The sequence below is a fragment of the Peptoclostridium acidaminophilum DSM 3953 genome, from assembly GCF_000597865.1.
GTDB lineage: Bacteria > Bacillota > Clostridia > Peptostreptococcales > Peptostreptococcaceae > Peptoclostridium_A > Peptoclostridium_A acidaminophilum.
Map to the genome: position 1 here is coordinate 237,095 of NZ_CP007453.1, position 24,570 is coordinate 261,664.

The following is a 24,570-nucleotide window of genomic DNA, read 5'->3' on the forward strand; positions in this document are numbered from 1 at the left end:
GGAAAAGTCATAAAGCGCATGGAAGCTTAGCGATAAATGATAATAAAGCTTGAGATGGGGTTACGCCGGCTTTATTTTCGAATTGTATTTCAGATAAAAAATCATATGGAGGAAGGAGCCGCAGATGATTGTTGGGCTTGAAGATTCGGAGAAGAATACACTTGAGCGTGTCGGGAGCAAAGCACTAAACCTGTCTAAAATGAAAAGGGAAGGCTTTATGGTGCCGGATGGCTTTACAATATCATCAGAGGCTTATAAATCATATCTGGATAGAAACAATCTGAATTCTCAGATCAAGGCAATTCTGGATTCGGAGTCCACAGACAAATCAAAGTCAGAGCAGATCAAAGCATTATTTGATGTAGCTAAGCTGCCCGAAGAGATTAAAGAGAAAATAATGAGTGCGCTACGCAGCCTGGGCGTGCAGCAGGTTGCTGTTCGAAGCAGCTCCAACGCTGAAGACCTGCCGGATATGAGTTTTGCAGGGCAATACAGCAGCTACCTGAATGTTACAAAAGATAATCTGCTCAAAAAAGTAATCGCATGTTGGCAGTCGCTTTGGAATGAGCGTGCCATGACTTACAGGAAGCAGTTTGGACTTGAAGAAGATTTAACGCACGCCGTAATTGTTCAGGAAATGGTTAATTCGGAGGTTGCCGGTGTTTTGTTCACAGCCAATCCGACAAATGGCATCCGAAGTCAGTACATAATAAATGTTTCTTATGGTCTGGGTGAGGCGGTTGTCTCGGGGGCTGTGAATCCAGATCAATACATTTACTCGATAGAGGAGCAAAATCTGATCAGTTCAACTATTGGAACCAAGGAGATATTATATGCATATGGCAATGCCGGAATAGAGGCGCACCCGGTTGATTCGAAACGTAATATGGAGTCATCTCTTTCGATTGAGGACATACAGCGTCTCGTTGAAGTTGCTCAAGGGATCCATGCTTATTTTGGAAAACCACAGGATATAGAATTTGCTATAAACAAAGGTGGCGAAATTTTTGTGCTTCAGTCGCGGGATATCACAGCACTTTTTCCAATAGATCAATTTAAGCAGGATGGCAAGCTGAGGGCTTATATGGCAGCAAGTTCAGTTTTGCTAGGGATGAAGGAGGCGTTCACGCCTCTTGGTGCCGATATTTATGGGGGAATGTTTCCGACGGTTCTGGAGGTAATGACTGCAACAAAGAAAAAGATACCCGGAGATTTCGTGACATATACAGGAGCACGTATATTTCTGGATATTTCATATATGCTGTCAAACAGATTTGTTGGGAAAAGCTTCGGGAATGCGTTCTCGGGATCAGATCTGCCTCTAAAACGGACAATGGACCAACTTTTGGCTGACCACGGAAAGACGTTCAGGCATCAAGGCATTCGATTTAAAATTCCATTTGGTATTTTCAGGTATGGCCTGTCTATGATAGGCAGTATGAAGGGTATAAAGAAACTGTCAGCAGAAGAAAAATATGAAGCTGTCAGAAGACTTGGCGAAGAATTTCATCGGGAGATTGTGATGCAATCGATGGAAAAGAAAATACTCCGTGAAATACTTGATTATTGCGATGAAATTATGATGAAAGCATTCATATTGTCGCAAAAGCAGGCTCTTTACTGTGTTGAGGCGAAGAATTATGCTAAAATTGAGAGGAAGGTAAAAGCCTTGTTTGGCAATCGATTTAACCTTGATATTTTGACATATGCTTTGCCTGATTGTGTGACAATGGAGCTGAACTTAGAACTCAATAGGCTGGCAAAGCACTTTACGGAAAAGGATATGCCGGTGGATGTTAATGATGAACGTATGAAAACGATGCTACGAAAATTTGGACACAGAGGAAACTTAGAGCTCGATTTGGGAACAGAAAGATGGCGTGAGAACCCTAAATTTTTGATAGATCGAGTCAAGCAGTATATGAAGGATAGGGCGTATGAAAAAAACATTTCTGAAATCACATCGAAGGCAAAGGAAGCTGATGAGCTCATCGAGGAAATATATGAAGCTGCGAAAGCCAAAAGAGGGAAACGTTACGCTGTCAGACTAAAGAAAATGATGCAGACCTATAGAACGGCAGCAGGGATGAGAGAATATCCGAAGTTTAATATCGTTCAGGGTCTTGACGTGGCCCGTCAAATGCTTCTTGAGGTTGGTGTACACATGAAGAATGAAGGCGTTTTGGAGAATGAAAATGATATTTTCTACTTGCACAGGGATGAGATTCTAAATGCGTGTGAAAGAAAAGCTCAGCTTGATGTAAAAGCCCTTATCAATTCAGCAAAGGACAACTATGAAAAGGAAATGAAAAGAAACTGTATTCCAAGGTTTGTCCTCAATACCGGAGAAACCTATTATTCGGGAAAAGTGTTGTCAGATAAAGGTAATGTGCTTCAGGGGATTCCACTTTCATCAGGAGTTTATGAAGGCAGGATTCGAATTGTGACAGATCCAAATGATTCCAATCTGCTGGAGGGAGAAGTTATGGTAGCAGAGAGCACTAATCCAGCATGGACACCTCTTTTCATGACAGCGAAAGCCCTGATAATGGAGTATGGCGGGCCACTCAGCCATGGTGGGATTGTAGCGAGGGAATATGGGATTCCTGCAGTGGTGGGGATTTCCATGCAGAACAAATTGCTTAGAAATGGACAACTGGTTCGAGTTAATGGCAATACAGGTCATGTTGAAATTTTGGAATAGAGATAAAAATATTCGACGGGGAGCGTGTTGATTTATGATTAACGAAAAAATGAAAAAAGTATCACCATCCATAGACGAATGGCTCAAAGAAGCAAAAGCGGATCCAAGGGCCTTACAGGAAGGGATGTTTTTAGTTCATAATGGCGTTGTCCGCCAGACGCCCAAAGCCATGGTCCGACAAGGAATCGATGACGGTTCGTTGGTAAAAGGAATGGAATTTGCTTATGATTCAGTGAGAGTGGACGAGGCGATTGCGGAAACTTATAAAAGGGACGGGATATTCTATGTTAAGGTCTGGCTTAATGAAGGCCAGCTTGAAGTGGGTGATGACATAATGTATGTACTGATTGGCGGCGATATAAGACCTCATGTTGTGGATGCGCTGCAATTCCTGGTGGAAAAAATCAAAACCGAATGTGTTACGGAAATAGAGCAAAAACTATAATTCAAAAAAAAGTCTTTGCTGCAAACCGGATTCTCAGCAAGCATGTTAGCTTGAAAACTAGCAATATCAAGGGATAGTAATTAAAATTATCTCTATGAATACTATAAACGGAGGTGTTTTTCATGAAAAAAGTCTTTATAACGGGAGTTCTGGCAACTGCAATAATAGGGGCTTCCTTTACGTTTGCCCAGACAAGCTTTCAAAACATAGATGTTGCATTCAACGCGGCGAGCATAGAGGTTGACGGACAAAAGCTTGACGCTGATGTAATAACATACAACGGTAAAACTTACGCTCCTGTAAAGGATATTTCGCAGGCGTTTGGAAAGCAGGTAGAATGGGATGAACAGACAAGCACGGTCATAATAAAAAGCAGTCCTTTTTCGTTTGCCGGAATGTTTGACGATGTTTCGGATTTGGTGCAGACAATGCTGGGAGTAGTAGTGGGTGGTATAATAACTTATATGGTAATAATAAAGAAAGCCATTAAAAAATTAAAATCATAAAAAAAGAGTGTGTAAAATAAAGTGTGTATCTTCCTTGGAATTGATATAATCAAACTATCATTCAAGGAGGTATGCACTTTTTATATGGGGATTTTAAGTAAAGATCAAATAAGACAAATGATAAAGCATTACGGAATCAAGGATGCAAAGGACATCCATGAGGCTCTTAAGGACATGTTTTCAGAAACAATCCAGGAGATGCTTGAGGCTGAACTTGATGAGCACCTTGGATATTCAAAATATGACTATAAAAACAAGGAAACGACTAATAGCCGAAACGGCAAAAGAAGCAAGAAGATACTATCAGACCTTGGGGAGTTTGAAATCGAGGTGCCAAGAGATAGGGACGGTGATTTTGAGCCTGTGGTTGTAAAAAATCATCAAAGAAGCGTATCAGGAATAGAAGACCAAGTAATAGGAATGTATGCAAAGGGCATGACAACAAGAGACATAGCAGCTCAGCTAGAAAAGATATACGGGATAGATGCTTCTCCCACACTAATATCAAAGATAACAGATAAGATCCTTCCACTTGCTCAAGAATGGCAAAATCGGCCGCTAGAGCCGATTTATCCGATTATATTTATGGACGCGATACACTATAAAGTCAGGCAGGATGGCAAGGTTATCTGCAAGGCCGCATACGCAGTAATAGGAGTCAACATCGAGGGCAAAAAGGATGTACTTGGCCTTTGGATAGGGGAAAACGAGACAGCCAAGTACTGGCTGCAGGTTCTAAACGACTTGAAAAACAGGGGCGTAAAAGACATCCTTATAGCATCAATAGATGGGCTAAACGGCTTCTCTGATGCGATAAGAGCGGTTTTTCCAAACACGGACATACAAAGATGCATAGTCCATCAGATAAGAAACTCGCTAAGCTATGTATCATACAAGGACAGAAAAGCCTTCGCAAAAGAGCTCAAGGAAGTGTACTCGGCCATAAACGAGCAAACAGCCCTAATAGAGCTTGAAAAGCTCGAAGAAAAATGGGGTGAAAAATACTATATAAGCCTAAAATCATGGAGAAACAACTGGGATGAGCTTTCGGCTTATTTCAAGTATCCTGATGAAATCAGAAAAATAATCTACACGACAAACTCCATGGAGAGCTACAACAGGCAGCTTAGAAAAGTGACCAAAAGCAAGAGTATATTCCCAAGCGATGATTCTCTATTCAAGAGCCTGTACCTTGCAACGGCTGATATCACCCAGAAATGGTGTACAAAACTGCGAGACTGGCACCTGATTCTGGCCCAGTTAAGCATATATTTTGAAGACAGGATTAACCCGTATTTGTAAAAAAAAAGACCATTAAATGTTGGCACTCTAGTTATTTTCACCAAATGGAAAAATATTTAATTTAAGTAATAAAAAGCCTGGAAGGCTCATATTTAAAAGCTTTCCAGGCAACCAACCAATAAAACAATATATCTTTTTTAAGGAATCATACACATAATTATTGACAGACTCTAAAAAAATTGCATTGTGATATGCTAACCTTTTAAAAGTCGATCAGGAGGATGAATAATTATGGACAATCTTCCACTAATTTCATTATTATTGGGTAGAATTGTTGGAGTGTTTCTTATAATCTGGGCATTTTTCCTAATGGCCAGGAGAAAAGAGTGTTTGGATATGGTTGACAAACTTAAGGATAATCCGGCAGCGCTATACGTTGTCGCAATAGCTATACTTCCCGTTAGTTTAACCATTGTATTCATTCATCCCCTTTGGGCAATAGCCTGGCCGTTAATTATTACAATCATAGGGTGGTCTCTATTATTTTCATCACTTATTTATCTTTTCTTCCCACGCAAAGTGATACTTCAGCTGATAGAGTACTTAAATAAATCTGCTTTTTACAGTATCCATAGTATTGTTTCATTGGTAATTGGAATATATCTTGTTGTAATGGCATTTGGACTGTTTAGTTAGCCAATGACTGTCATAAACTTTATGTGTAATATATTTCTGCGTACTAGCCACGTTGCAATACTCTAATTTTAATGAAGAGTGAAAATCTTTTCTTGTGTAAAGTCTGCTCGCAATTGAACAGCTAAGTAAAAAAATCATGCATGAAAGCAAGATGTAAAAAAAGTTTAACCCATTTTTCGAAACAGATACCACATCGAAATATCTCACCGGCGTTAGGAAATTCAGATGATCCATTGTTCCGGTATAATCAAGCACGAAATTAATCATATAAAAGACTATAACCGTAAGCATTGTGAAAAGGCTTGCGGTTTTATAGTCTTTGGCAAAGCCTGAAATAAAAAGACCTATGGCGAACAGTACAATCTGAGTGATAAACATACCGGCAGTTGTGAGAATGTGTGTGCCGACGATGCTCATATCTCCCAGCGGAAGGATTATGAACAAATAGGACATTATTCCAGAGGAGAGAGCAAATATAGAAAGATTTGTTACTGACGCCCATATTTTTGCCCAAACAACGGTTGAACGCTTATAAGGCTTTGAAAACAAAAACTCACTTGTCCCAAACTTTTCTTCTCTGGCAACAGAGTATACCCCTAAAAAACCTGCGAAGAAAAAGGCCAGCAGATTGCTCCAAAAGACCATTGATTGGTAAGCACCTAGCGCGGTGTCGACTCTGGCCCCATTCATTCCGAATAAAACCAATACTATTTTGGGGAAGCTTTCCGCCAGCGCTGCGATTTCCTCCATCGTATCTTTCAGCATAAACAAATTCTATCGCTGCAAATCCTGTAAGTAGATGGTTGTTAGAGTCTCTTTTATGGGGGCAAGTTCATGAAAGAAACTTTGTGTACTGTGCAGTGTTTTGTTTGAAAAGCTTTAAATTTTCAGGAGCACAACCTTGAAAAATATCTTTTTTTGCCATATACTTACCTAAGTAACTATTGTCCCAATAATCAATCGAGGTGGAATATATGGATTTATTTGGTCATAAAATAAATCAGCTTGCAAGGCACTTTACTAAAAAACTAAATGAGAAGATTTCTCCACTTGGCTTATATTCTTCGCAATGGGCTATAATTTTATATCTCCACGAAAAAACGCAATGTACACAAGTTGAATTAAGCCATTATCTTTGTGTGGAAGCTCCGACTATAACGAGGACTCTAACACGAATGGAGGAATTGGGATGGGTCAGCCGTTGCGAGGGAAATGATAAACGTGAAAGGATTATAAGGCTGACGGAGAAAGCCTATGACATGTTTCCCAAATGCTATGAAGACGGAGAAAGCGTAGAGCGGGAAGCTATTAAGGGTATCAGCAAGGAAGAGCTAGAGGCATTTAATAAGACGATTAGAAAATTGATGAATAATTTTAGGTAAAAAGGGAGAAGTATATTTGAAAAAAGAAAAGAATAATTCTGCAAATTACAAAATAGATATGAAGCTTATGATAAAGCAGTTGTTTGAACTAAGAAAAGGTCCTACACCATGGGGAAAGGCCTTCTGCGCCGGTTTGTGCGCAGGACTCCCTGTGCTGCTCGGCATTTTGATGGATAATTTTGAACTAGGATTGCTTGGTGGAGTAGGCGGGTTTACGTATCTGTATGTTTTCAATGAAACATATGCATCCAGGATAAAAAAAATATTTTTGGTTGCTCTTACCATTAGCTTCCTTGTAGGGCTGGGAACTATTGTGGCGCCATATCCTTGGCTGGTAATTTTAATTATAGGGCTCATTGGCTTTGCGGGTACATTTATATTTGGGGTATTTAAAGTGCCAGGGCCCGCGGCTATATTTTTCATACTGAGCTTTGCAATAACAACAAGCATGCCAATCAACCCAACACAGGCGCCATTGCGTTTTATTGTGGTATTATCAAGCGGATTGTTTGCGTGGGCTCTTAGCATGGCGGGTTGGTTTAAAAATCCCCACAGGGCCGAGATAAAGGCTGTCGAAGACATATATTTATCATTGGGAGCATTTTGCGAGGCTATTGGCTCAAAAGACATGAATAATAAAAGACAGCTGGCGCTTGAAGCTTTAAGGAGGGGAGAGGAAACTCTTTCTTCAGGAGTCAAATTAAAAAGGAATAAGATGCAATTCGACAGACTTGTGCTTTTAAATCAATATGCTAACGATCTGTTTCTTGAACTTATTGAAGTATCCTTTTATAGATCAGGCAAGGTTCCCCAGGAAATCATACATAGGATAGGAGAATTGAATAAATTTATAAGCTGTAAAAATGGAAAAGAAGATAAAATAGACATTAAGAGACTCTTTGAAGAGCCGGCAAGTGAATACAGCAGATTGATGGATGGTATTTATGCTATTGAAGGGCTTATTAATATGCCATTGGAGGATATTGAAGCTGAAGTCGCCAAATCAGTAAGGCCCTCGCGGAGAATGAGGCTTGTAAAGGCGATGGACAGGGACTCTATAGTGAGTCTGTCAATAATTATGTGTATGATTCCTTAAAAAAGATATATTGTTTTATTGGTTGGTTGCCTGGAAAGCTTTTAAATATGAGCCTTCCAGGCTTTTTATTACTTAAATTAAATATTTTTCCATTTGGTGAAAATAACTAGAGTGCCAACATTTAATGGTCTTTTTTTTACAAATACGGGTTAATCCTGTCTTCAAAATATATGCTTAACTGGGCCAGAATCAGGTGCCAGTCTCGCAGTTTTGTACACCATTTCTGGGTGATATCAGCCGTTGCAAGGTACAGGCTCTTGAATAGAGAATCATCGCTTGGGAATATACTCTTGCTTTTGGTCACTTTTCTAAGCTGCCTGTTGTAGCTCTCCATGGAGTTTGTCGTGTAGATTATTTTTCTGATTTCATCAGGATACTTGAAATAAGCCGAAAGCTCATCCCAGTTGTTTCTCCATGATTTTAGGCTTATATAGTATTTTTCACCCCATTTTTCTTCGAGCTTTTCAAGCTCTATTAGGGCTGTTTGCTCGTTTATGGCCGAGTACACTTCCTTGAGCTCTTTTGCGAAGGCTTTTCTGTCCTTGTATGATACATAGCTTAGCGAGTTTCTTATCTGATGGACTATGCATCTTTGTATGTCCGTGTTTGGAAAAACCGCTCTTATCGCATCAGAGAAGCCGTTTAGCCCATCTATTGATGCTATAAGGATGTCTTTTACGCCCCTGTTTTTCAAGTCGTTTAGAACCTGCAGCCAGTACTTGGCTGTCTCGTTTTCCCCTATCCAAAGGCCAAGTACATCCTTTTTGCCCTCGATGTTGACTCCTATTACTGCGTATGCGGCCTTGCAGATAACCTTGCCATCCTGCCTGACTTTATAGTGTATCGCGTCCATAAATATAATCGGATAAATCGGCTCTAGCGGCCGATTTTGCCATTCTTGAGCAAGTGGAAGGATCTTATCTGTTATCTTTGATATTAGTGTGGGAGAAGCATCTATCCCGTATATCTTTTCTAGCTGAGCTGCTATGTCTCTTGTTGTCATGCCCTTTGCATACATTCCTATTACTTGGTCTTCTATTCCTGATACGCTTCTTTGATGATTTTTTACAACCACAGGCTCAAAATCACCGTCCCTATCTCTTGGCACCTCGATTTCAAACTCCCCAAGGTCTGATAGTATCTTCTTGCTTCTTTTGCCGTTTCGGCTATTAGTCGTTTCCTTGTTTTTATAGTCATATTTTGAATATCCAAGGTGCTCATCAAGTTCAGCCTCAAGCATCTCCTGGATTGTTTCTGAAAACATGTCCTTAAGAGCCTCATGGATGTCCTTTGCATCCTTGATTCCGTAATGCTTTATCATTTGTCTTATTTGATCTTTACTTAAAATCCCCATATAAAAAGTGCATACCTCCTTGAATGATAGTTTGATTATATCAATTCCAAGGAAGATACACACTTTATTTTACACACTCTCTATAGTTTTTGTCAATTCGCTCAGATACGGAGTTATTCTCTGCATATCTGCCATAGTAGCTTTTTCATTTCCATTTACAAGGCCCTATTGGATTCCGCTATCCTGTGCGGCTGTAATGTTTGGGACTACTATTATGGCAACCTTCAATAGGGCGATTTTGAGATGCTTCGGTAGCATAATAGGAACCCTGATAGCAGCCTGCATACTTTCTTTACATCCAGCGGGAATTATTGTCGCAATAATCAATATGATTCTAACTGTGATAACAGAGCTTGTAGTAGTAAGAAACTATGCACTTGTAGCAATGTTTATCACACCTAATGCACTGATGCTTGCAGAGGCGGCCACGAAGAACATTGAACCATCTCAGTTTATAGCCGTGCGTATTACGGCTACGATAGTAGGGTCTGTGATTGGTCTTGCCGGAACATATATTATGGGACGTAAATCAGCATCAAGCAGACTGCCCGGACTTATAACAAAACTAATCCGCAGTCAATCACGGGCAATAGTAAGACTCGAGGCTGATAAAGAGAACGGCAATGTTCATGATTTGCAGTGGATAAAGGAAAAAATGGAAATAAATCTTGGAAACCTAAAGCTTGCTTATAACACAGCACTGGGTGAGATACCAAGGAATCAGGAAAAGCTTGAATTCATGTGGCCGGCAATTGCTTCGCTGGAGCATATCAGCTACCTGATAGGCAGGAATATTGAAGTAAGAGAGTATTTGAGATTGTCAGATCAAGACCTTGCACAGATACTTATGGTACTTGAAAGGACAGCAACAGCTGTCGAGCAGAAGCTCGTATTGAAAGATATAAGGAAATTAGACATAGCTGAGATACCGAAGATTTGCAAGGAAATAAATAATCTTCAGGAAACATTAAGCATGAAAAACATATTCGTTCAGTAGAAGTATTTTTCGGTGACACTTAAATATCGGTAAATTTCACTTAACGACAAAAAAACCATAAGTAATGACAAAAAAGAAAGCAAAAGATTATTTTGGGGTGTTACCTTGGTAACACCTTTTTTTATGTTTTATCGATATAATAAGAATATAAATAGCTTGGCAAGAACAGATAAAGTACGTTTGGCTTATGGTATTGCCTGGCAAATTCAGTAAAACAGGAGGTATTTTGTTATGGTAGAACAGGTATTCAAATTGTCAAGAAATGATGAGATGGCTGTAGAAAAAGTGATATTTGACGAGAACGTGCATTATCTTCACATGGTTTTCAACAAGGACCAGGGGCTGCCAGAGCACTTCTCTAACTCAAATGTGTATATGACTGTTCTTCGAGGAAAACTCTCTATCGCTCTTGATGAACAGGAGATCCATGAATATGAGGCGGGCACCTTGCTGAAAATTCCGTTTCAGACAAAAATGAATGTTAGAAACCTGCACGATGAAACCATGGAGCTTATTGTAGTAAAGGCGCCTGCTCCGAAAAATTAATAGAGCAATAAGGCTTGTATAAAAAATAAGGCTTTCGATGTTATTTGACAACTTCGAAAGCTTTTTCATTAGGGATTACAAAGCTATATGATAATAAAATATCCGCTAGAGTGGTACTTTTAGGAAAAACAGGGGGGCGTGTCAGATGAAATCAAGAAAATATTTGAAGTTTGGAATGCTAGCTATAATATTGATTTTCGTGGTTTCGTATATTCTTTACGAGAAAGGCGTGTTTGGGCCGCAAAAGGTTGTTGGAGCGCAAGTCGCAGTAGGCACGCTTAAACCGACGGTGTTTGGAATTGGCACAGTTAATGCAAAGATGAATTTTAACGTTGGGCCGACCCAATCGGGCAAAATTCTAAAACTATATGTAGACCAAGGGGATTATGTCAAAGCAGGTCAAATAATCGGAGAAATGGACCCTGGTGATCTCGAACAGAATATAGCCAGCGCTCATGCGGCGCTAGTTAATAGTCAGTACAGTGCGGAAACTGCAAAAGCGCAGATTCAAGCTGCGGAGAGTGTTAATGAACTAGCGCAGGTGACGGCAGCGCGCCATGCCAAACTTTTTGAAAGTGGTGCGATAAGCAGAGAATCGCTGGAATCTAAAGAAAAAGATGCCCAGGTTGCGCAGGCATCTTTGGATTCGGCGATATCGACTTACCAGGCGGCTCAAAGCAGGGTGGTTCAAGCAGTTGCAGACCATCAAAAAATGATTGAACAGAAAAAGGATCTTTTGTTGATCAGCCCGGTGGACGGCGTTGTAGTTTCGCGGCAAACTGAAAAAGGGAGCACAGTGATTGCAGGGCAAACCGTTTTTAATATTATTGACCCGAAAACACTCTGGGTACAGACTAGAATTGATCAATCACGTTTCAGTGGCATTGAGATTGGACAAACAGCAGAAATCAGGCTGCGCTCCCATAAAGAGGCTCTGCAGGGGGAAGTGGCTCGCCTTCAGGTGCAGGGAGATACAGTGACTGAAGAAAGGTTTGTTGATGTCAAACTTAATAGTGCGTCTGCGAAGATTCTTTTGGGGGACTCGGCTGATGTGACTATACAGCTGCCTGTGGCGGAAAACGCGCTGTATGTTCCGGCGGCGGCCGTTAAAACAATTGACGGTGCAGACTGCGTCTGGGTGGTGAAAAATGAAAAAGTCTATAGTAGAAAAGTAAAAACCGGAGTTCAGACTGTAGAAGGCGAAGTTCAAATTTTGGAGGGGCTTGCTCAGGAAGAAACTGTCATTACGTACAGCAAGGCTCAGCTTGTTGAGGGAACAAAGGTCAGGCTGGTGCCGGCGCTATGATAAATTTGGCGATTCGTGACATTCGGCACAGCTGGTGGCGTTATTCTCTTACCGGAATAATTCTGGGGCTGTTGATTGCAACTACAATTACAATGTTTGGCATTTACAGGGGCATGGTTGCTGACGCGGTTGCACTTCCTGCAAAGTCGGGTGCTGATATATGGGTTGTACAAAAGGACACACTGGGGCCATATGCGGAAGCCTCTTCTCTTTATTCTGATGAGCAGCTTGGGTTAGCGGGATTTCCAGGAGTTTCAGAAGCTGCCAATGTGCTCTATTTCACTTTGCAGGTGCAGAGGGGAGCTGATGATGTTAGGGTCATGATTGCTGGATATGAGGATGGAAAAATTGGACAGCCGACTAGTATCATTGCAGGACGGCCAATTGTCAAATCAAAATACGAAGCTGTGGCCGACGCAAGCAGCGGATTTGAAATAGGTGACAAGCTCTTGATACGGCGCAACGAGTATACGGTTGTAGGTTTAACCGAACGAATGACAAGCACGGGCGGAGACCCTATTGTATTCCTTCGATTAAAAGACGCACAGGAGGTTCAATTCGATGAAGATAATACTTCCATTTACAATGACCGGAAGAGAAGTAATCAAAATGAGAGTAATGAGTTTGCCAAATATAAAGCCAATGCGATTCTAGTTAAGGCTGCAGATGGGTGGGACCCAAAGCAGGTGGCTGCAAGCATCAAACAGTGGAAGCATTTTGAAGCGTATACATACCAGGAAATGGAACAAATACTATTGTCGAAAACAATTGAAAAGGCTGCCAATCAGATCGGTCTTTTTCTGGTGATTCTAGAAATTGTAAGCGCCGCCATAGTAGCTCTTTTAATTTACACTATGACCATGGGTAAATTGAAGGAAATTGCTGTTTTAAAGCTGATTGGTGCTAACAATAGTCTGATAATGATGATGATACTGCAGGAATCGTGGGGTATTGGAATTATCGGCTATACAATAGGCGCAATCGTTTCTGCGCTGTGGGTTCCGGTTTTCCCGCGGTATGTAGTGTACAGTACCGACATTAGAGTGATAACATTTGCCATAACGATGGCAATATGCACTCTTGCGAGTATAATCAGCATTCGGGCAGCTATAAAAGTTGAACCGGCATCGGCAATTGGAGGTTAACAATGAAACCAGCGATTATGATGGAAGGAATAAAGAAAAGATACGGGAAAGGAGCAACCGCAGTAGATGCATTGCGGGGCGTGAATATGGCTGTCTTTCCCGGAGAAGTCATTGGACTTATAGGACCCAGCGGATCTGGAAAAACAACATTGCTGCAATGTCTGGGGGCAATTATTGATCCAACTGCTGGACGAATTGAACTTGGAGATGAGGCGATTTATGATGGCGGCTGGTTAATCAAGGATGTACGTGCCCTTAGGCGAGACAAGATTGGTTTCATGTTTCAAGCTCCGCATTTAATCCCTTTTATGACAAATATTGAGAATGTGGCCATGCCAATGCTATTGGCGGGAAGACCTTATGAAGAGGCACGATATAGGGCTATGGAATTGCTGACTACTCTGGATATAGCAGACAAAGCGGAGTTTAAATCGTACCAGCTTTCCGGAGGACAGGCTCAGCGGGTATCTATCGCCAGAGCATTGGCTAACAATCCGCCAGTGATACTCGCAGACGAGCCCACGGCTCCGCTTGACAGCCGGCGTTCGCTGTCGGTAATTAAATTGCTGAATGATTTGGCTAAACAATATGGAACGGCAATAATTGTAGTCACCCATGATGAAGTGATTGTCCCTACATTCAAGAGAATTTATAGAGTGCGGGAAGGGCTGGTATTTGAAGAGCACGGCGAGGGTAAGGAGCTGAGCTTAGGATAATAAAGAGAGTACAATTGCTTTATAGAGTAAAAACTGTTGCATAATAATTTTCAGGGTATAAATAAGTATATGAAAGCAAAGGGCTTGCGCTCATGGGAGGAAGCATATGAAGAATTTGAGGGTTGACGACTCTGCCAGGCTTATCGGAACTATAAGATTCGGAGTGGATGCATATGTTGCGCAGGGAGCTGTTTTGCGATCAACAGGCGATTCGCTGAGCATAGGTAATGGGAGCTGGGTTCTTGAAAATTCCGTCATAGTAGGATCGCCGGAGCAGCCTGTCCAAATCGGCAGCAAAACCGTATTTGGACATAAGTGTATAGTCATAGGCGCACAAATCGGGGACCTGTGTGAAGTAGGTAACGGAACAATTTTTCTTCCTGGCTCCAGGGTGGGCAACTGGTGCATATTCGGAGAAGGAACAATAATACCTCCAGGAAAAGTTATTCCCGACGAGTCTGTAGTTGTCGGAAGGCCTGGGCGCATAATAAGGAAGCTGACAGATAAGGACGCTGATATGATTTCAAGAATGCGGGGCTACGATACGAGTCTCAAGCCTCTAACGGAACATATAATAAAATCCGAGTCAAGGGAGGCTGGAAAAGTGGGAAAAATATATAGGTTCGGCACAAAAGTTCCAGTAATTGATGAATCAGCATACATATACGATTCGGCGGAAATCACAGGTGATGTTGTAATAGGCAGCAATTCGGTTGTGGCATCAGGAGTCAGAATAATTGGCAACACCCACGGCCCTGTGAGAATAGGCAACAATGTTCAAATACATGAAAATTCTGTGCTTCACCTGCTGCCTGATAATGAGCTTATAATCGAAGACAATGTAACAATAGGTCCAGGGTGCATAATACACGGCACCACAATAGGCTTCAACACGGTAATAGAGTCAGGGGCCATAGTGTGCGATTACAGTAGGCTTGGAAGAAACGTGCTGGTCAAATCGGGAAGTCTTGTAAAGCAAAGAAGCGTTTTTTCAGACAATCAGATAGTGGAAGGATTTCCTGCGGCAGTTGTGGGAGAAAATACGGATGTGATGGAAAGACCTGACTGGGCAATCAGAGACATATAAGAGGAGTGGTTGTTATGATTAATTTCAACATTGTTAAAAAAGTCATGGATGCAACAAAAAAGTATACTATATTAGATTATGGTTTTTTTAAATTCCTTATGATAACATGCGGCATACTGCTAGGTGTGTATTTTACTGAAACCATATTAAGCTTCATATGGTTGATATGGATAGTATTCGCAGTATCTGCTGTTTGGATGACTTACAAAATATTCAAATATACAAAATAGCTCATATAGCAGTTGTACAATGAAAGCCGCCGGGATGAGCCTGGCGGCTTTTGGTATGGTATCTGCGCTTGATAGCGTTTACTGTTTCTCAAAAAAATGATTGATCCACTGTGAAATTAACGCAGTCCTTTAAAACTAGTCAGGGGAAAAACACTGAAAATATCCTGATATTGGATTATTGTGAATGTAAAGCAGAAATAGGGGTAGCATACTAGAATACAGGAACATCAAAATATAATACTATACTATAGGGAGATGATGGTGTGGTTAATGTTGAATCAATCAAATATGTAGTGAACGAGAGCTCAAGAAAAGAAAGGGATCGTAAAGCCCAGGTGGATTTTCTCGACAGGGAGACAGTGGAGGGAGTAAGAAAATTCCATAAGAGCTTTCCCCAATACAAAAAAACGCCTCTGGCTAGTCTAGACAAGCTGTCGGAGTATCTGGGAGTAAGCAACATATGGATAAAGGACGAATCCTACAGGTTTGGCCTTAACGCCTTCAAGGTCCTGGGCGGTTCCTATGCGGTGGTCAAATATATTGCGCAAAGGCTCGGCGTGGATGCTTCGGAGCTTGCCTTTGAAAGGCTCAAATCTCAAGAAATAAGGAAGAGGCTGGGCGTCATAACATTCGTCACTGCCACTGACGGCAACCACGGCAGAGGGATAGCCTGGGCGGCCAACCAGCTTGGCCATAAGTCGGTAGTGTTCATGCCGAAGGGCTCCTCTGAAATAAGATTGGAAAACATAAGGAAAGAGGGCGCAGAGGCTTCCATAACAGATTTAAACTATGATGACGCAGTGAGGCTGGCCGACAAATACGCAAAGGAGCACGGCGGTGTCATGGTGCAGGACAGCTCCTGGGAGGGGTACATGGAAATCCCTACCTGGATTATGCAGGGGTACGCAACCATAATGGATGAAGCCATCGAGCAGATCCGGGAGTCGGGCCATGAAAAACCGACGCACATGTTCCTTCAGGCGGGCGTTGGATCATTTGCCGGAAGCATGCTCGGATGCCTTGTGTCAGAGTTAGGAAATGAGTGGCCAATCACTGCTATAGTTGAACCTGATACGGCCGCATGCATATACAAGTCAGCCGAGATAAGCGACGGAGAGCCTCACGCTGTGACGGGTTTCATGCCTACAATAATGGCAGGACTTGCCTGCGGAGAGCCGAGCCTTGTCAGCTGGGGAATACTAAGAGACTATTCGGATATGTATATATCCTGTCCTGACTTTGTTGCTGCAAGGGGCATGAGGATACTGGGCAATCCTCTTGGTGATGACCCTAAGGTTGTTTCGGGCGAGTCCGGAGCAGTTGGGCTTGGGATGCTAAGCCTGCTGATGGAGCACAAGGACTTAAAGGATATGGCCTCGAAGCTTAAGCTTGATAAGAATTCAAAGATACTCCTAATAAGCACTGAGGGGGATACTGATCCGGAGAACTATAGAAGTACTGTATGGGATGGCATGTATCCATCTTTTTAATTGAAACAAGATGATAGGTTAGACAAAAATAATATTCTGGCGTTTAGTTGCCTGGAAAGCTTTGACCATAAGCCTTCCAGGCTTTTTATATTGATTATTTAAAATATCCCTTTATCTCATCCTCAAAATGCTTTATTGCTGAAAGGAAAGGGGCGGGCTCAGTCTTGCCAAGACCGCAGAAGGATGAGCCTTTCATGTGCTTGAGTATGCCTGAGAGCCTTTTGAAGTCGGCAGAAGTGGCATTCCCTGACTTCATGAGTTCAACAATTCTTACAAGCTGTCTATTGCCCTCCCTGCAAGGTGTGCACTTGCCGCAGGACTCATGGGCGAAGAAGTGGGCTAAAGACTCAAAGTAGTCAAGCATGGAGTTGGATTCGTCGGCCACTACAATAGCGCCCGAACCTACTGCAACTCCGATTTCGGCCAGTCCTTCGTAGGAAATCGGTGTATCTATTTGGCTTGCCGGCACTATGGCGCCTGAAGCGCCTCCTATCTGTACAAATTTGAGAAGCCTGTCTGAGTTGAGCCCTCCTGCAATGTCATATACCACCTCTTTAATGGTGATTCCAAAAGGTATCTCGTAAACGCCGGGCTTATTCACCTTGCCCGAAACGCTTATCATCTTTGTGCCTATGCTCCTGTGGGTGCCGTAGCTTCTGTATTCGCTGTCGTCCCTGACTAGTATTGGCACTATGCTGTAGGACTCCACGTTGTTTAGAAGCGTAGGCAGGTTGTAAAGGCCCACGTTGTTCAGCCTGGGAGGCTTAATCCTTGGCCTTCCGGCCTTGCCCTCGGTGGACTCAAGCAGTGCAGAGCTCTCGCCGCAAACGTATGCGCCTGCGCCTGAAACCACATTCATTTCCATGTTAAGGCCGCTGCCAAGTATATTTTTTCCGAGAAAGCCTCTCTCTTCAGCCTGCCTTATGGCGTTTCTCATCCTGTCATGGAGGTATGAGTACTCTTCCCTTATATATATCCTGGCGCGGTTCATCTGCGAGCCGCCGCCCACGTATGCACCGATTATCATACCTTCAATTACTCCAAACGGATTATGCTCCAGCAGCGCCCTGTCCTTGAATGTTCCAGGCTCGCCTTCGTCGGCGTTGCACATTACTCCCTTAACGGGAGCGGGAACACGCAGAGCATGGGTCCATTTCTTGGCAACGGAAAAGGCGGCACCGCCCCTTCCCTGAAGGTCGGACCTGTCGAGTATATTTATTATTTTCTCAGGCTTCATGGAAACGGCCTTTTTGAGGCCCTCGAAGCCGCCCGTAGCTATGTACTCGTCTATAGAATCAGGATTGACACTGTAGAAATTCTTGGATATAACGCTTACGGTTTTACTCATTTTCAGCCACCTCCCTGCACTCGATTATTATCTGCTTTATCTTTTCCTGGGTGAGGTTGCCGACAACCTTGCCGTTTAGCCTCATTGCCGGAGAAACATCGCACGCGCCAAAGCAAGGCGTATACTCGAATGTGAACATGCCGTCAGGCGTTGTGCTGCCGATTTTGATTCCAATCTCTGCCTCCAGAGCGTCCTTAACATTTACAGCCTTGTTGACAGTGCAGGAAGTACCCTGGCAGAGCTGAACCAGGAATCTGCCCCTAGGCTCAGTAGCTATGGCGTGGTAGAAAGTCGCCACCTCGTATACTTCCTGAGCCGATATTCCCATTATTTCAGATACGACAAGCATGGCTTCTTTTGAAACGAAGTTACGGCTGCTTTTCGACTGTACATTAAGCAGGATTGCTATTAGATTGTCCCTTGAGTTGCCCCATTTATCAATAACACTGCCGACAGTTTCATATAGCTCCTGATATTTTTCCTCAACTTTGCTTTTTAAAGGTTTTAGCATTTTAAATACCTCCGATTCAGTCTGTTAATATATGCTTATGGACAAGGCATGTTGAAGTGGAAATTTAAAACTGGTTTCTTTTCCTGTATGATGTGTGGAGAAATTCATGTGATTTGTGGCTTCCCGGTTTTCCCAGGAAATCGCTGTAGAGCTTTTGTACAGATGGATTCAGGTGGGATTTCCTCAGCGGAAGCTCAGCATCCTCCTTGTAGAGCGCTCCCGCCCTAAGCTGCATTACGTTGAACTTTTCCCTCTCAAACGGGGATACATATGGCTGTCCTCCACCATTTACGCAGCCTCCCGGGCAAGCCATAACCTCGATGAAGTGGTAGTCGGCTTTGCCTTCCCGTATAAGCTCCAGAAGTTTTCTTGCGTTGTCCGTGCCATGAGCAACAGCAACCTTGACCGTCAAACCGCCAACAGCAACGCTGGCTTCCTTTACTCCTTCAAGCCCCCTAACGGCTTCATATTCTATATCTTCGATTTCAGCACCTTCTAGTATGTCGGCAACTGTCCTGATGGCAGCCTCCATAACACCTCCTGTCGCGCCGAATATCACTCCCGCTCCAGTATAGTCGCCGAATATCTCATCTGCGTCTGATGGCTCAAGAGAAGCAAAGTCCAGTGAAGCCTCCTTGATCATCCGGGCAAGCTCTCTTGTGGTAAGGACTGCATCTACATCCCTGCCGTGGTCGCCTGCCATCTCCTCCTTGGATGCCTCATACTTCTTGGCCGTGCAAGGCATTACTGATACAGAGAATATTTTCTTTGGATCCAAACCGTTAAGCTGTGCATAATATGTTTTCAGAACCGAGCCCATCATCTGTTGGGGTGACTTGCAGCTCGAAACATGTTCCAAAAGGTCCGAGTGGTATATTTCTATGTACCTTATCCAACCCGGCGAACAGGATGTTATCATAGGAAGCTTGCCGCCGCTCTTTATGCGCTCAAGGAGCTCTGTACCTTCTTCAAGTATCGTAAGGTCTGCTGCGAAATTTGTGTCGAATATCTTGTCAAACCCGAGCATGCGAAGGGATGTATACATCTGTCTCGTAACACTTGTACCAATAGGCATGCCGAATTCCTCTCCGAGAGCCGCCCTGACTGCTGGAGCCACCTGCACAACAACATGTAAATCCTTATCCTCAAGAGCTTCCCATACCTTGTCAATCTCGCTTTTTTCTGTCAGAGCTGCTGTAGGACATGCGTTTATGCACTGTCCGCAGAAAATACAGGGAGCTTCTTCAAAGCTGTTTCCAAATGCGGGAAGTATTTCTGTATCGAGGCCTCTTTCTGCCATGGATAACACACCTATACCCTGGACATTCTTGCAGACTGCTATGCATCTGCCGCATAGTATGCACTTGTTTGGATCCCTTACTATACAAGGGGATCGGTCATCAACAGGCTTAAGAGCCTGCATGCGCATGAGCACTCCATACATTCCAAGATCCTCACACATCTTTTGAAGTTCGCAGCTTGTGTTTTTGGAGCAGGACAGGCAGTCGCTGTTGTGGTTCGCTAAAATCAGCTGCATATTTTCCTTTCTGGCTTCTCTGATTCGCCTGGAGCGGGTAATAACCGACATGTCTTCCTTTACAGGCAGCGTGCAGGAGGTCTGCAATCCTCTTTCTCCCTCAATTTCGACAAGACACATTCTGCAGGCACCTGTTTTGTTGACGCCTTCAAGGTAACAAAGTGTAGGAATATTTATACCTATGCTCCTTGCTGCTTGAAGAACTGTTGAGTCCTTTGGAACTTCAACTCTTATTCCATCAATTCTAATACTTACTTTCTCCATAACAGAATCACTCCATTTCTCATATTCAATTCAAGTGATAGTCAAAAGCCTCATCATAAAACACGATTAATATATAATCATGATTATTAAGAAATTGTCGATATTGTATCATATTTATAAATGAATGACAATTGAATTTTTGAAATATTCTTAAAAATGAACTAATCCTGTACAGGTGATTCGGAGCTGCTTAGACAATAGTTTGTGCATTAAATTTCCCAATTTGTGCTAAAATATTATAAAAGAGTATGAACAAGAAGATTTATATTTTATATAGATGTTACGTTTGGCAGATAAAAGGAGACGACTATGAATAATAAAATATTTACAAACAAGCAGGGGAGGACTAAATGAGACATAATGAGACTTTCTATACTATGCTGGTGCTGGCTGCAGCATTGCTTTGGGGTACCACAGGCACAGCCCAATCCTTTGCTCCCTCCGGCGCTTCGCCTCTGTCTATAGGGGCTGTGCGTTTGGCTGTAGGAGGGACGGCTCTTTTGGTTTTTGCTCTATGGAAGGGAGCCTTGGGAGATAAAGTGATTTGGCGCAAGTGGAGTACTTTCTTGGCCGCAGGGTGCATATCTGCCTACCAGCTTTTCTTTTTTGCCGGAGTTTTAAAGACCGGCGTGGCTGTAGGGACTATGGTGGCCATAGGTAGCGCGCCTGTGTTCGCCGGAATAATATCACTTATTTTCAGGCGCGAGAATCCCGGACTCAAATGGGCGGCGGCCACGCTGCTTTCGATAGTCGGATGCGTCTTGCTGGCTGCAGACGGTCAGAGACTGGAGGTCAACTCCGTTGGGGTTTTACTTGCCCTTGGCGCCGGAGCCTCGTATGCGCTCTATGCCGCCACCAGCAAGAAGCTGCTGGATTCGCATCCTCCTGAGGCGGTTACCGGGGCCGTGTTCTTTATAGGCGCGCTGTTTCTTTCTCCTCTTTTATTTATTCTGGACCTGGATTGGCTTAAAAGCATGCAAGGCATATGTGTTGCCATGCATTTGGGACTGATGGCTACAGCTCTTGCATATGTCTTGTTTTCTCACGGCTTGGCAAAAATACCATTTCCTAAAGCGGTTACTCTGTCACTTGCAGAGCCCCTTACCGCGGCTGCCCTTGGCGTGTTTCTGCTGAAAGAACAGCTGTCCCTAGTTTCTCAAATCGGAATGTTCCTGGTTTTTTCAGGACTTGTCATACTGTCTTTGGCGGGACTTAGGAAAAAAGGTTAGTATGCGTATCTGAGATTTAGACAGAAATGAAAGGATGTGTATTTATATGGCCAACACGAAAAAATCGAGTGCATTAGTGAGACGAAATTACAAAATAAGCAAAGTGGAATTTGCTGAGAAAACAAAGATCGAAGGCAATATACTTTACATTGAACGGGGTATTTGTGCAGAAGCCCTGGGCAATGCAAATAAGGATATAGTACTGGATATGAGCATAAGCATCATAAATGCGGGGGAGTACGGCTGCTATACAGATACGATTCTCGATGTACAGCCGTTTGCTGTTAAAGAAAAAGGCTCTGTTTTGGGAGAGGGCGCCACACGATCTCTTTCCGGAGTTGCCATGATGCTCTGCGGAAAGGATGATGATGGAGAACAAATCAGCGAGGCAGGCTCCAGCGAAGGAATACTCTCTAGTAGTGTGCGCTTCAACAGGCCCGGGTCCATAGACAACGGAGAGATAATCATCAAGATAGATTGTCTGATCAAATCAGGGGAAAGGATGAAGCGTTCGGGACCTTTGGCATGCCACAAGGCGGCTGAATATATAAGTGAGCATATCCGATCAGCCGTATTGGCTTTAGGCGATGAGGATTTCACAGCCGGGTGCGCAGATGAACAGGAATTCACTTATGCGCGCCATGAGGGCAGGCCGAAGGTGCTTCTGGTAAAGGAAATCATGGGGCAGGGAGCCATGCATGAAAAGCTGCTTCTGCCTCTTCAGCCTTGCGGCATTACTGGTTCGCGCTCCAATATAGATATGGGCAATATCCCACTTGTGCTCTCGCCTCTTGAGGCCATAGATGGAGGAGTTCATGCCCTTACTTGCGTTGGTCCGTCAACCAAGGAGACAAGCCGCCACTACTTCCGTGATCCGTTGGTGATGCAGGCTCTCTCTGACTCGGATATTGACATGTGCGGAGTGGCTTTTGTGGGAAGTCCTGCAGTCAGTCAGCAAAAGTATATGATTGCCGAGAGACTTGGCATGCTCGCCGAGGCTATGGACGCTGATGGCGTGATCATAGCTACTGAGGGCTATGGCAATAACCATATTGATTTTGCAGCCTATCTGGAGGCTATCGGCAAGCGTGGCATACCCGCTGCAGGCGCAACCTTTTGCGGCAATTTCGGTCCGCTGATCACCGGCAATAAATTTACTTGTCACCTTGTTGACTGTGCAAAGTCAGCCACCGGCCTCGAAAACAGTATTTTGGCAGACAACACTATGGTCGAGGAGGACGCCGAGATTGTAATTGCAATGCTCAAGGCGGTCATCTCCGGTAAGCGCGTGTCTGCGCCGCCACAGCGCTGGGATACTGCTGTGAGGAGGAAAAATATCTCCAAGATGAAGGAGGGCGGACAAGGAATTTTCCAATCGGAAATACCCACGGCTACAATGCCGTCCATCGTCTGGACTCCGGTCACAAAGCCCCTTTCAGAAATGAAAATCGCACTAGTTACAGGCACAGGTGTGCATTTGCGGGATGACAAGCGTTTTAACCTGAGCTGTGACAGCAGCTTCCGCATTATACCAGGGGATGCTCTTACTGCCAGATTGACTGTAAGTCATGGCGGATACGACAATACAGACGCGCTAGCTGACATTAACAGCATGTTTCCTCTTGACAGGCTGAGTGAGCTGGCTGAGGAAGGTTTGATCGCAGCAGTTGCACCGCGGCACATAGGTTTTATGGGAGGAGGAGGCGACCTTAAAGCGCTGGCTAATGAAACCGGCCCAGCTATTGCTGATATACTCAAAAAAGACGGTGTGGATGCTGCGGTTTTCACTGCCGGCTGAGGCACTTGTCACCGCTCTTCAGTGATTGTTCAAAGAGCGTTAGAGGAATCGGGGATTCCTACCATTATCATTTCCGCGTTGCCCGCTATATCCATCCGCTGCGGCGCTCCGCGGAGCGTATCGCCCATAGTGCCAATTGGCGCAAATGCCGGCGCTCCAAACAATCCCTTGCAGCAAAGGGAGATCTTGAGGGCGGCCTTGCTCAATCTTATTGCAATCGATAACCCGGGGAAGAACGTGCCGCTGCCTATTGAGTATTAATAGTAGGGGATTAGCCTCGAAAATAGATAAGAGCTTGAATCAGATGTTGTATGTCCTATGGAGCAAGCTCTTCTTTGTAAGAAGGGAGCGCTTTTGAGATAAAACTAGTCAAGACGGGTATTATTATAAAGCAAATTATATGTGGCGGATCTGATGGGGCTCGTATACGTCTTGCACCGCAAAAGGATGGGGAGGTATATATGAAATTGTCTTCGATAAAAAAATATTTGTTGATTTTTCTGGGATCAATATCTGTAGCTCTAGGGATAGCTGGCGTTTTTATTCCGCTGCTTCCAACCACCCCTTTTCTTCTGCTTGCTTCCTTTTGTTATCTGAGAAGCTCGGAGCGAATGTATAATTGGCTGATAAATCATAGAATTTTTGGAACATATATATACTGCTATTTGACTTATAGGGCTATCCCCAGGAAAACAAAAATCGGCACATTGATTTTTCTTTGGTCAACATTGATTATTTCCATGCTCCTTATGCCATCTTTGCATATCAGGATATTCCTTGCTGCAGTTGGAATAGGTGTAACTATTCATCTTAAGATGCTAAAGACACTGAGCTTTGATGATATGGAAGCGCTTGGTGATTTATATGGTAATAAGTCCAAAGAACAAGCCTTATCGAACAAGGGATAATGCTGTGAAAATATAACAAGAATAAATTGAGGA

23 protein-coding genes and 1 pseudogene are annotated in these 24,570 nt (G+C 43.4%); 19 read left to right on the forward strand and 5 right to left on the reverse strand.

All coding sequences use genetic code 11. The features are described from left to right. Positions 1 to 124: 124 nt before the first annotated feature. From EAL2_RS12115 to EAL2_RS15230, 5 genes are all read left to right on the forward strand, one after another. Complete coding sequence (locus EAL2_RS12115; RefSeq protein ID WP_025436632.1) at positions 125 to 2,704, forward strand: PEP/pyruvate-binding domain-containing protein; 2,580 nt, start codon at positions 125 to 127, stop codon at positions 2,702 to 2,704. A 34-nt stretch (positions 2,705 to 2,738) separates the two neighbouring features. Beyond that, positions 2,739 to 3,149, forward strand: a complete 411-nt coding sequence (locus tag EAL2_RS12120) for a molybdenum cofactor biosynthesis protein MoaE (RefSeq protein ID WP_025436633.1) — start codon at positions 2,739 to 2,741, stop codon at positions 3,147 to 3,149. 122 nt (positions 3,150 to 3,271) lie between these two features. Beyond that, on the forward strand, positions 3,272 to 3,655 hold the full coding sequence (locus tag EAL2_RS12125; RefSeq protein ID WP_025436634.1) for a stalk domain-containing protein: 384 nt from the start codon (positions 3,272 to 3,274) through the stop codon (positions 3,653 to 3,655). Positions 3,656 to 3,739: 84 nt separating this feature from the next. Then, on the forward strand, positions 3,740 to 4,957 hold the full coding sequence (locus tag EAL2_RS12130; protein WP_025434602.1) for an IS256 family transposase: 1,218 nt from the start codon (positions 3,740 to 3,742) through the stop codon (positions 4,955 to 4,957). Between the two features lie 231 nt (positions 4,958 to 5,188). Next, positions 5,189 to 5,593: a hypothetical protein gene (locus EAL2_RS15230; protein ID WP_025436635.1), complete on the forward strand. Its 405-nt coding sequence runs from the start codon at positions 5,189 to 5,191 to the stop codon at positions 5,591 to 5,593. Here the strand turns inward: EAL2_RS15230 and EAL2_RS12140 are convergent. Then, positions 5,540 to 6,358 (reverse strand): ABC transporter permease, encoded by an 819-nt coding sequence (locus EAL2_RS12140; protein ID WP_207641155.1) that lies wholly within the window; start codon positions 6,356 to 6,358, stop codon positions 5,540 to 5,542. The genes EAL2_RS15230 and EAL2_RS12140 overlap by 54 nt on opposite strands. Positions 6,359 to 6,567: 209 nt before the next feature. Between EAL2_RS12140 and EAL2_RS12145 the strand changes: the two genes are divergently transcribed. Both EAL2_RS12145 and EAL2_RS12150 read left to right on the forward strand, forming a co-directional pair. Next, complete coding sequence (locus EAL2_RS12145) at positions 6,568 to 6,975, forward strand: MarR family winged helix-turn-helix transcriptional regulator (protein WP_025436637.1); 408 nt, start codon at positions 6,568 to 6,570, stop codon at positions 6,973 to 6,975. Positions 6,976 to 6,991: 16 nt separating this feature from the next. After that, positions 6,992 to 8,071: a YccS family putative transporter gene (locus EAL2_RS12150; RefSeq protein ID WP_201770193.1), complete on the forward strand. Its 1,080-nt coding sequence runs from the start codon at positions 6,992 to 6,994 to the stop codon at positions 8,069 to 8,071. A 136-nt stretch (positions 8,072 to 8,207) separates the two neighbouring features. Here the strand turns inward: EAL2_RS12150 and EAL2_RS12155 are convergent, their stop codons facing one another. Then, positions 8,208 to 9,425, reverse strand: a complete 1,218-nt coding sequence (locus EAL2_RS12155; RefSeq protein ID WP_025434602.1) for an IS256 family transposase — start codon at positions 9,423 to 9,425, stop codon at positions 8,208 to 8,210. Positions 9,426 to 9,432: 7 nt separating this feature from the next. Here EAL2_RS12155 and EAL2_RS12160 point away from each other — a divergent pair, with 7 nt between their 5' ends. The 8 genes from EAL2_RS12160 (at position 9,433) to dpaL (ending at position 16,942) form a co-directional block, all read left to right on the forward strand. After that, on the forward strand, positions 9,433 to 10,422 hold the full coding sequence (locus EAL2_RS12160) for an FUSC family protein (protein WP_025436638.1): 990 nt from the start codon (positions 9,433 to 9,435) through the stop codon (positions 10,420 to 10,422). A 231-nt stretch (positions 10,423 to 10,653) separates the two neighbouring features. Next, a complete protein-coding gene (locus EAL2_RS12165; RefSeq protein ID WP_025436639.1) occupies positions 10,654 to 10,968 on the forward strand; it encodes a cupin domain-containing protein in 315 nt (104 codons plus the stop codon). 145 nt (positions 10,969 to 11,113) lie between these two features. Next, positions 11,114 to 12,274 carry an efflux RND transporter periplasmic adaptor subunit gene (locus tag EAL2_RS12170; RefSeq protein WP_025436640.1) on the forward strand — a complete coding sequence of 387 codons (1,161 nt, stop codon included), beginning with the start codon at positions 11,114 to 11,116 and terminating at the stop codon, positions 12,272 to 12,274. After that, positions 12,271 to 13,419: an ABC transporter permease gene (locus tag EAL2_RS12175; protein ID WP_025436641.1), complete on the forward strand. Its 1,149-nt coding sequence runs from the start codon at positions 12,271 to 12,273 to the stop codon at positions 13,417 to 13,419. Before EAL2_RS12170 ends, EAL2_RS12175 begins: the two co-directional genes overlap by 4 nt. A 2-nt stretch (positions 13,420 to 13,421) precedes the next feature. Beyond that, positions 13,422 to 14,135 (forward strand): ABC transporter ATP-binding protein, encoded by a 714-nt coding sequence (locus EAL2_RS12180; RefSeq protein ID WP_025436642.1) that lies wholly within the window; start codon positions 13,422 to 13,424, stop codon positions 14,133 to 14,135. Between the two features lie 106 nt (positions 14,136 to 14,241). Beyond that, entirely contained in the window at positions 14,242 to 15,222 is a 981-nt protein-coding gene (locus tag EAL2_RS12185; RefSeq protein WP_025436643.1) for a DapH/DapD/GlmU-related protein, read from the forward strand. A gap of 14 nt (positions 15,223 to 15,236) precedes the next feature. Further along, complete coding sequence (locus EAL2_RS12190) at positions 15,237 to 15,452, forward strand: hypothetical protein (protein WP_025436644.1); 216 nt, start codon at positions 15,237 to 15,239, stop codon at positions 15,450 to 15,452. Between the two features lie 263 nt (positions 15,453 to 15,715). Next, positions 15,716 to 16,942: a diaminopropionate ammonia-lyase gene (dpaL, locus tag EAL2_RS12195; RefSeq protein WP_025436645.1), complete on the forward strand. Its 1,227-nt coding sequence runs from the start codon at positions 15,716 to 15,718 to the stop codon at positions 16,940 to 16,942. A gap of 94 nt (positions 16,943 to 17,036) precedes the next feature. Here the strand turns inward: dpaL and EAL2_RS12200 are convergent, their stop codons facing one another. The 3 genes from EAL2_RS12200 to EAL2_RS12210 form a co-directional block, all read right to left on the reverse strand. Continuing rightward, a complete protein-coding gene (locus tag EAL2_RS12200) occupies positions 17,037 to 18,290 on the reverse strand; it encodes a complex I 51 kDa subunit family protein (protein ID WP_025436646.1) in 1,254 nt (417 codons plus the stop codon). Next, positions 18,283 to 18,801, reverse strand: a complete 519-nt coding sequence (locus tag EAL2_RS12205; protein ID WP_025436647.1) for an NADH-quinone oxidoreductase subunit NuoE family protein — start codon at positions 18,799 to 18,801, stop codon at positions 18,283 to 18,285. The genes EAL2_RS12200 and EAL2_RS12205 overlap by 8 nt, the downstream gene beginning before the upstream one ends. Positions 18,802 to 18,865: 64 nt before the next feature. Beyond that, positions 18,866 to 20,602 carry an NADH-dependent [FeFe] hydrogenase, group A6 gene (locus EAL2_RS12210; protein WP_025436648.1) on the reverse strand — a complete coding sequence of 579 codons (1,737 nt, stop codon included), beginning with the start codon at positions 20,600 to 20,602 and terminating at the stop codon, positions 18,866 to 18,868. Positions 20,603 to 20,952: 350 nt separating this feature from the next. On the opposite strand from EAL2_RS12210, the gene EAL2_RS12215 reads away from it, so the two are divergent. The 4 genes and pseudogenes from EAL2_RS12215 to EAL2_RS12225 all read left to right on the forward strand — a co-directional run bounded on the left by EAL2_RS12215 (position 20,953) and on the right by EAL2_RS12225 (position 24,537). Continuing rightward, complete coding sequence (locus tag EAL2_RS12215; RefSeq protein ID WP_025436649.1) at positions 20,953 to 21,831, forward strand: DMT family transporter; 879 nt, start codon at positions 20,953 to 20,955, stop codon at positions 21,829 to 21,831. Between the two features lie 46 nt (positions 21,832 to 21,877). Next, a pseudogene (locus tag EAL2_RS15365) lies at positions 21,878 to 22,933 on the forward strand (glycine/sarcosine/betaine reductase component B subunit); the annotation flags it as partial. Between the two features lie 243 nt (positions 22,934 to 23,176). Beyond that, complete coding sequence (gene prdB / locus EAL2_RS15370) at positions 23,177 to 23,890, forward strand: D-proline reductase (dithiol) protein PrdB (protein WP_148296006.1); 714 nt, start codon at positions 23,177 to 23,179, stop codon at positions 23,888 to 23,890. Positions 23,891 to 24,096: 206 nt separating this feature from the next. After that, positions 24,097 to 24,537 (forward strand): YbaN family protein, encoded by a 441-nt coding sequence (locus EAL2_RS12225; protein ID WP_242842536.1) that lies wholly within the window; start codon positions 24,097 to 24,099, stop codon positions 24,535 to 24,537. The last annotated feature ends 33 nt before the right edge of the window (positions 24,538 to 24,570 follow it).

Coding starts and splice junctions, on each gene's coding strand:
- EAL2_RS12115 (WP_025436632.1), top strand. CDS start 125: ATGATTGTTGGGCTTGAAGATTCGGAGAAGAATACACTTGAGCGTGTC.
- EAL2_RS12120 (WP_025436633.1), top strand. CDS start 2,739: ATGATTAACGAAAAAATGAAAAAAGTATCACCATCCATAGACGAATGG.
- EAL2_RS12125 (WP_025436634.1), top strand. CDS start 3,272: ATGAAAAAAGTCTTTATAACGGGAGTTCTGGCAACTGCAATAATAGGG.
- EAL2_RS12130 (WP_025434602.1), top strand. CDS start 3,740: ATGGGGATTTTAAGTAAAGATCAAATAAGACAAATGATAAAGCATTAC.
- EAL2_RS15230 (WP_025436635.1), top strand. CDS start 5,189: ATGGACAATCTTCCACTAATTTCATTATTATTGGGTAGAATTGTTGGA.
- EAL2_RS12140 (WP_207641155.1), bottom strand. CDS start 6,358: ATGCTGAAAGATACGATGGAGGAAATCGCAGCGCTGGCGGAAAGCTTC.
- EAL2_RS12145 (WP_025436637.1), top strand. CDS start 6,568: ATGGATTTATTTGGTCATAAAATAAATCAGCTTGCAAGGCACTTTACT.
- EAL2_RS12155 (WP_025434602.1), bottom strand. CDS start 9,425: ATGGGGATTTTAAGTAAAGATCAAATAAGACAAATGATAAAGCATTAC.
- EAL2_RS12165 (WP_025436639.1), top strand. CDS start 10,654: ATGGTAGAACAGGTATTCAAATTGTCAAGAAATGATGAGATGGCTGTA.
- EAL2_RS12170 (WP_025436640.1), top strand. CDS start 11,114: ATGAAATCAAGAAAATATTTGAAGTTTGGAATGCTAGCTATAATATTG.
- EAL2_RS12175 (WP_025436641.1), top strand. CDS start 12,271: ATGATAAATTTGGCGATTCGTGACATTCGGCACAGCTGGTGGCGTTAT.
- EAL2_RS12180 (WP_025436642.1), top strand. CDS start 13,422: ATGAAACCAGCGATTATGATGGAAGGAATAAAGAAAAGATACGGGAAA.
- EAL2_RS12185 (WP_025436643.1), top strand. CDS start 14,242: ATGAAGAATTTGAGGGTTGACGACTCTGCCAGGCTTATCGGAACTATA.
- EAL2_RS12190 (WP_025436644.1), top strand. CDS start 15,237: ATGATTAATTTCAACATTGTTAAAAAAGTCATGGATGCAACAAAAAAG.
- EAL2_RS12200 (WP_025436646.1), bottom strand. CDS start 18,290: ATGAGTAAAACCGTAAGCGTTATATCCAAGAATTTCTACAGTGTCAAT.
- EAL2_RS12205 (WP_025436647.1), bottom strand. CDS start 18,801: ATGCTAAAACCTTTAAAAAGCAAAGTTGAGGAAAAATATCAGGAGCTA.
- EAL2_RS12210 (WP_025436648.1), bottom strand. CDS start 20,602: ATGGAGAAAGTAAGTATTAGAATTGATGGAATAAGAGTTGAAGTTCCA.
- EAL2_RS12215 (WP_025436649.1), top strand. CDS start 20,953: ATGAGACATAATGAGACTTTCTATACTATGCTGGTGCTGGCTGCAGCA.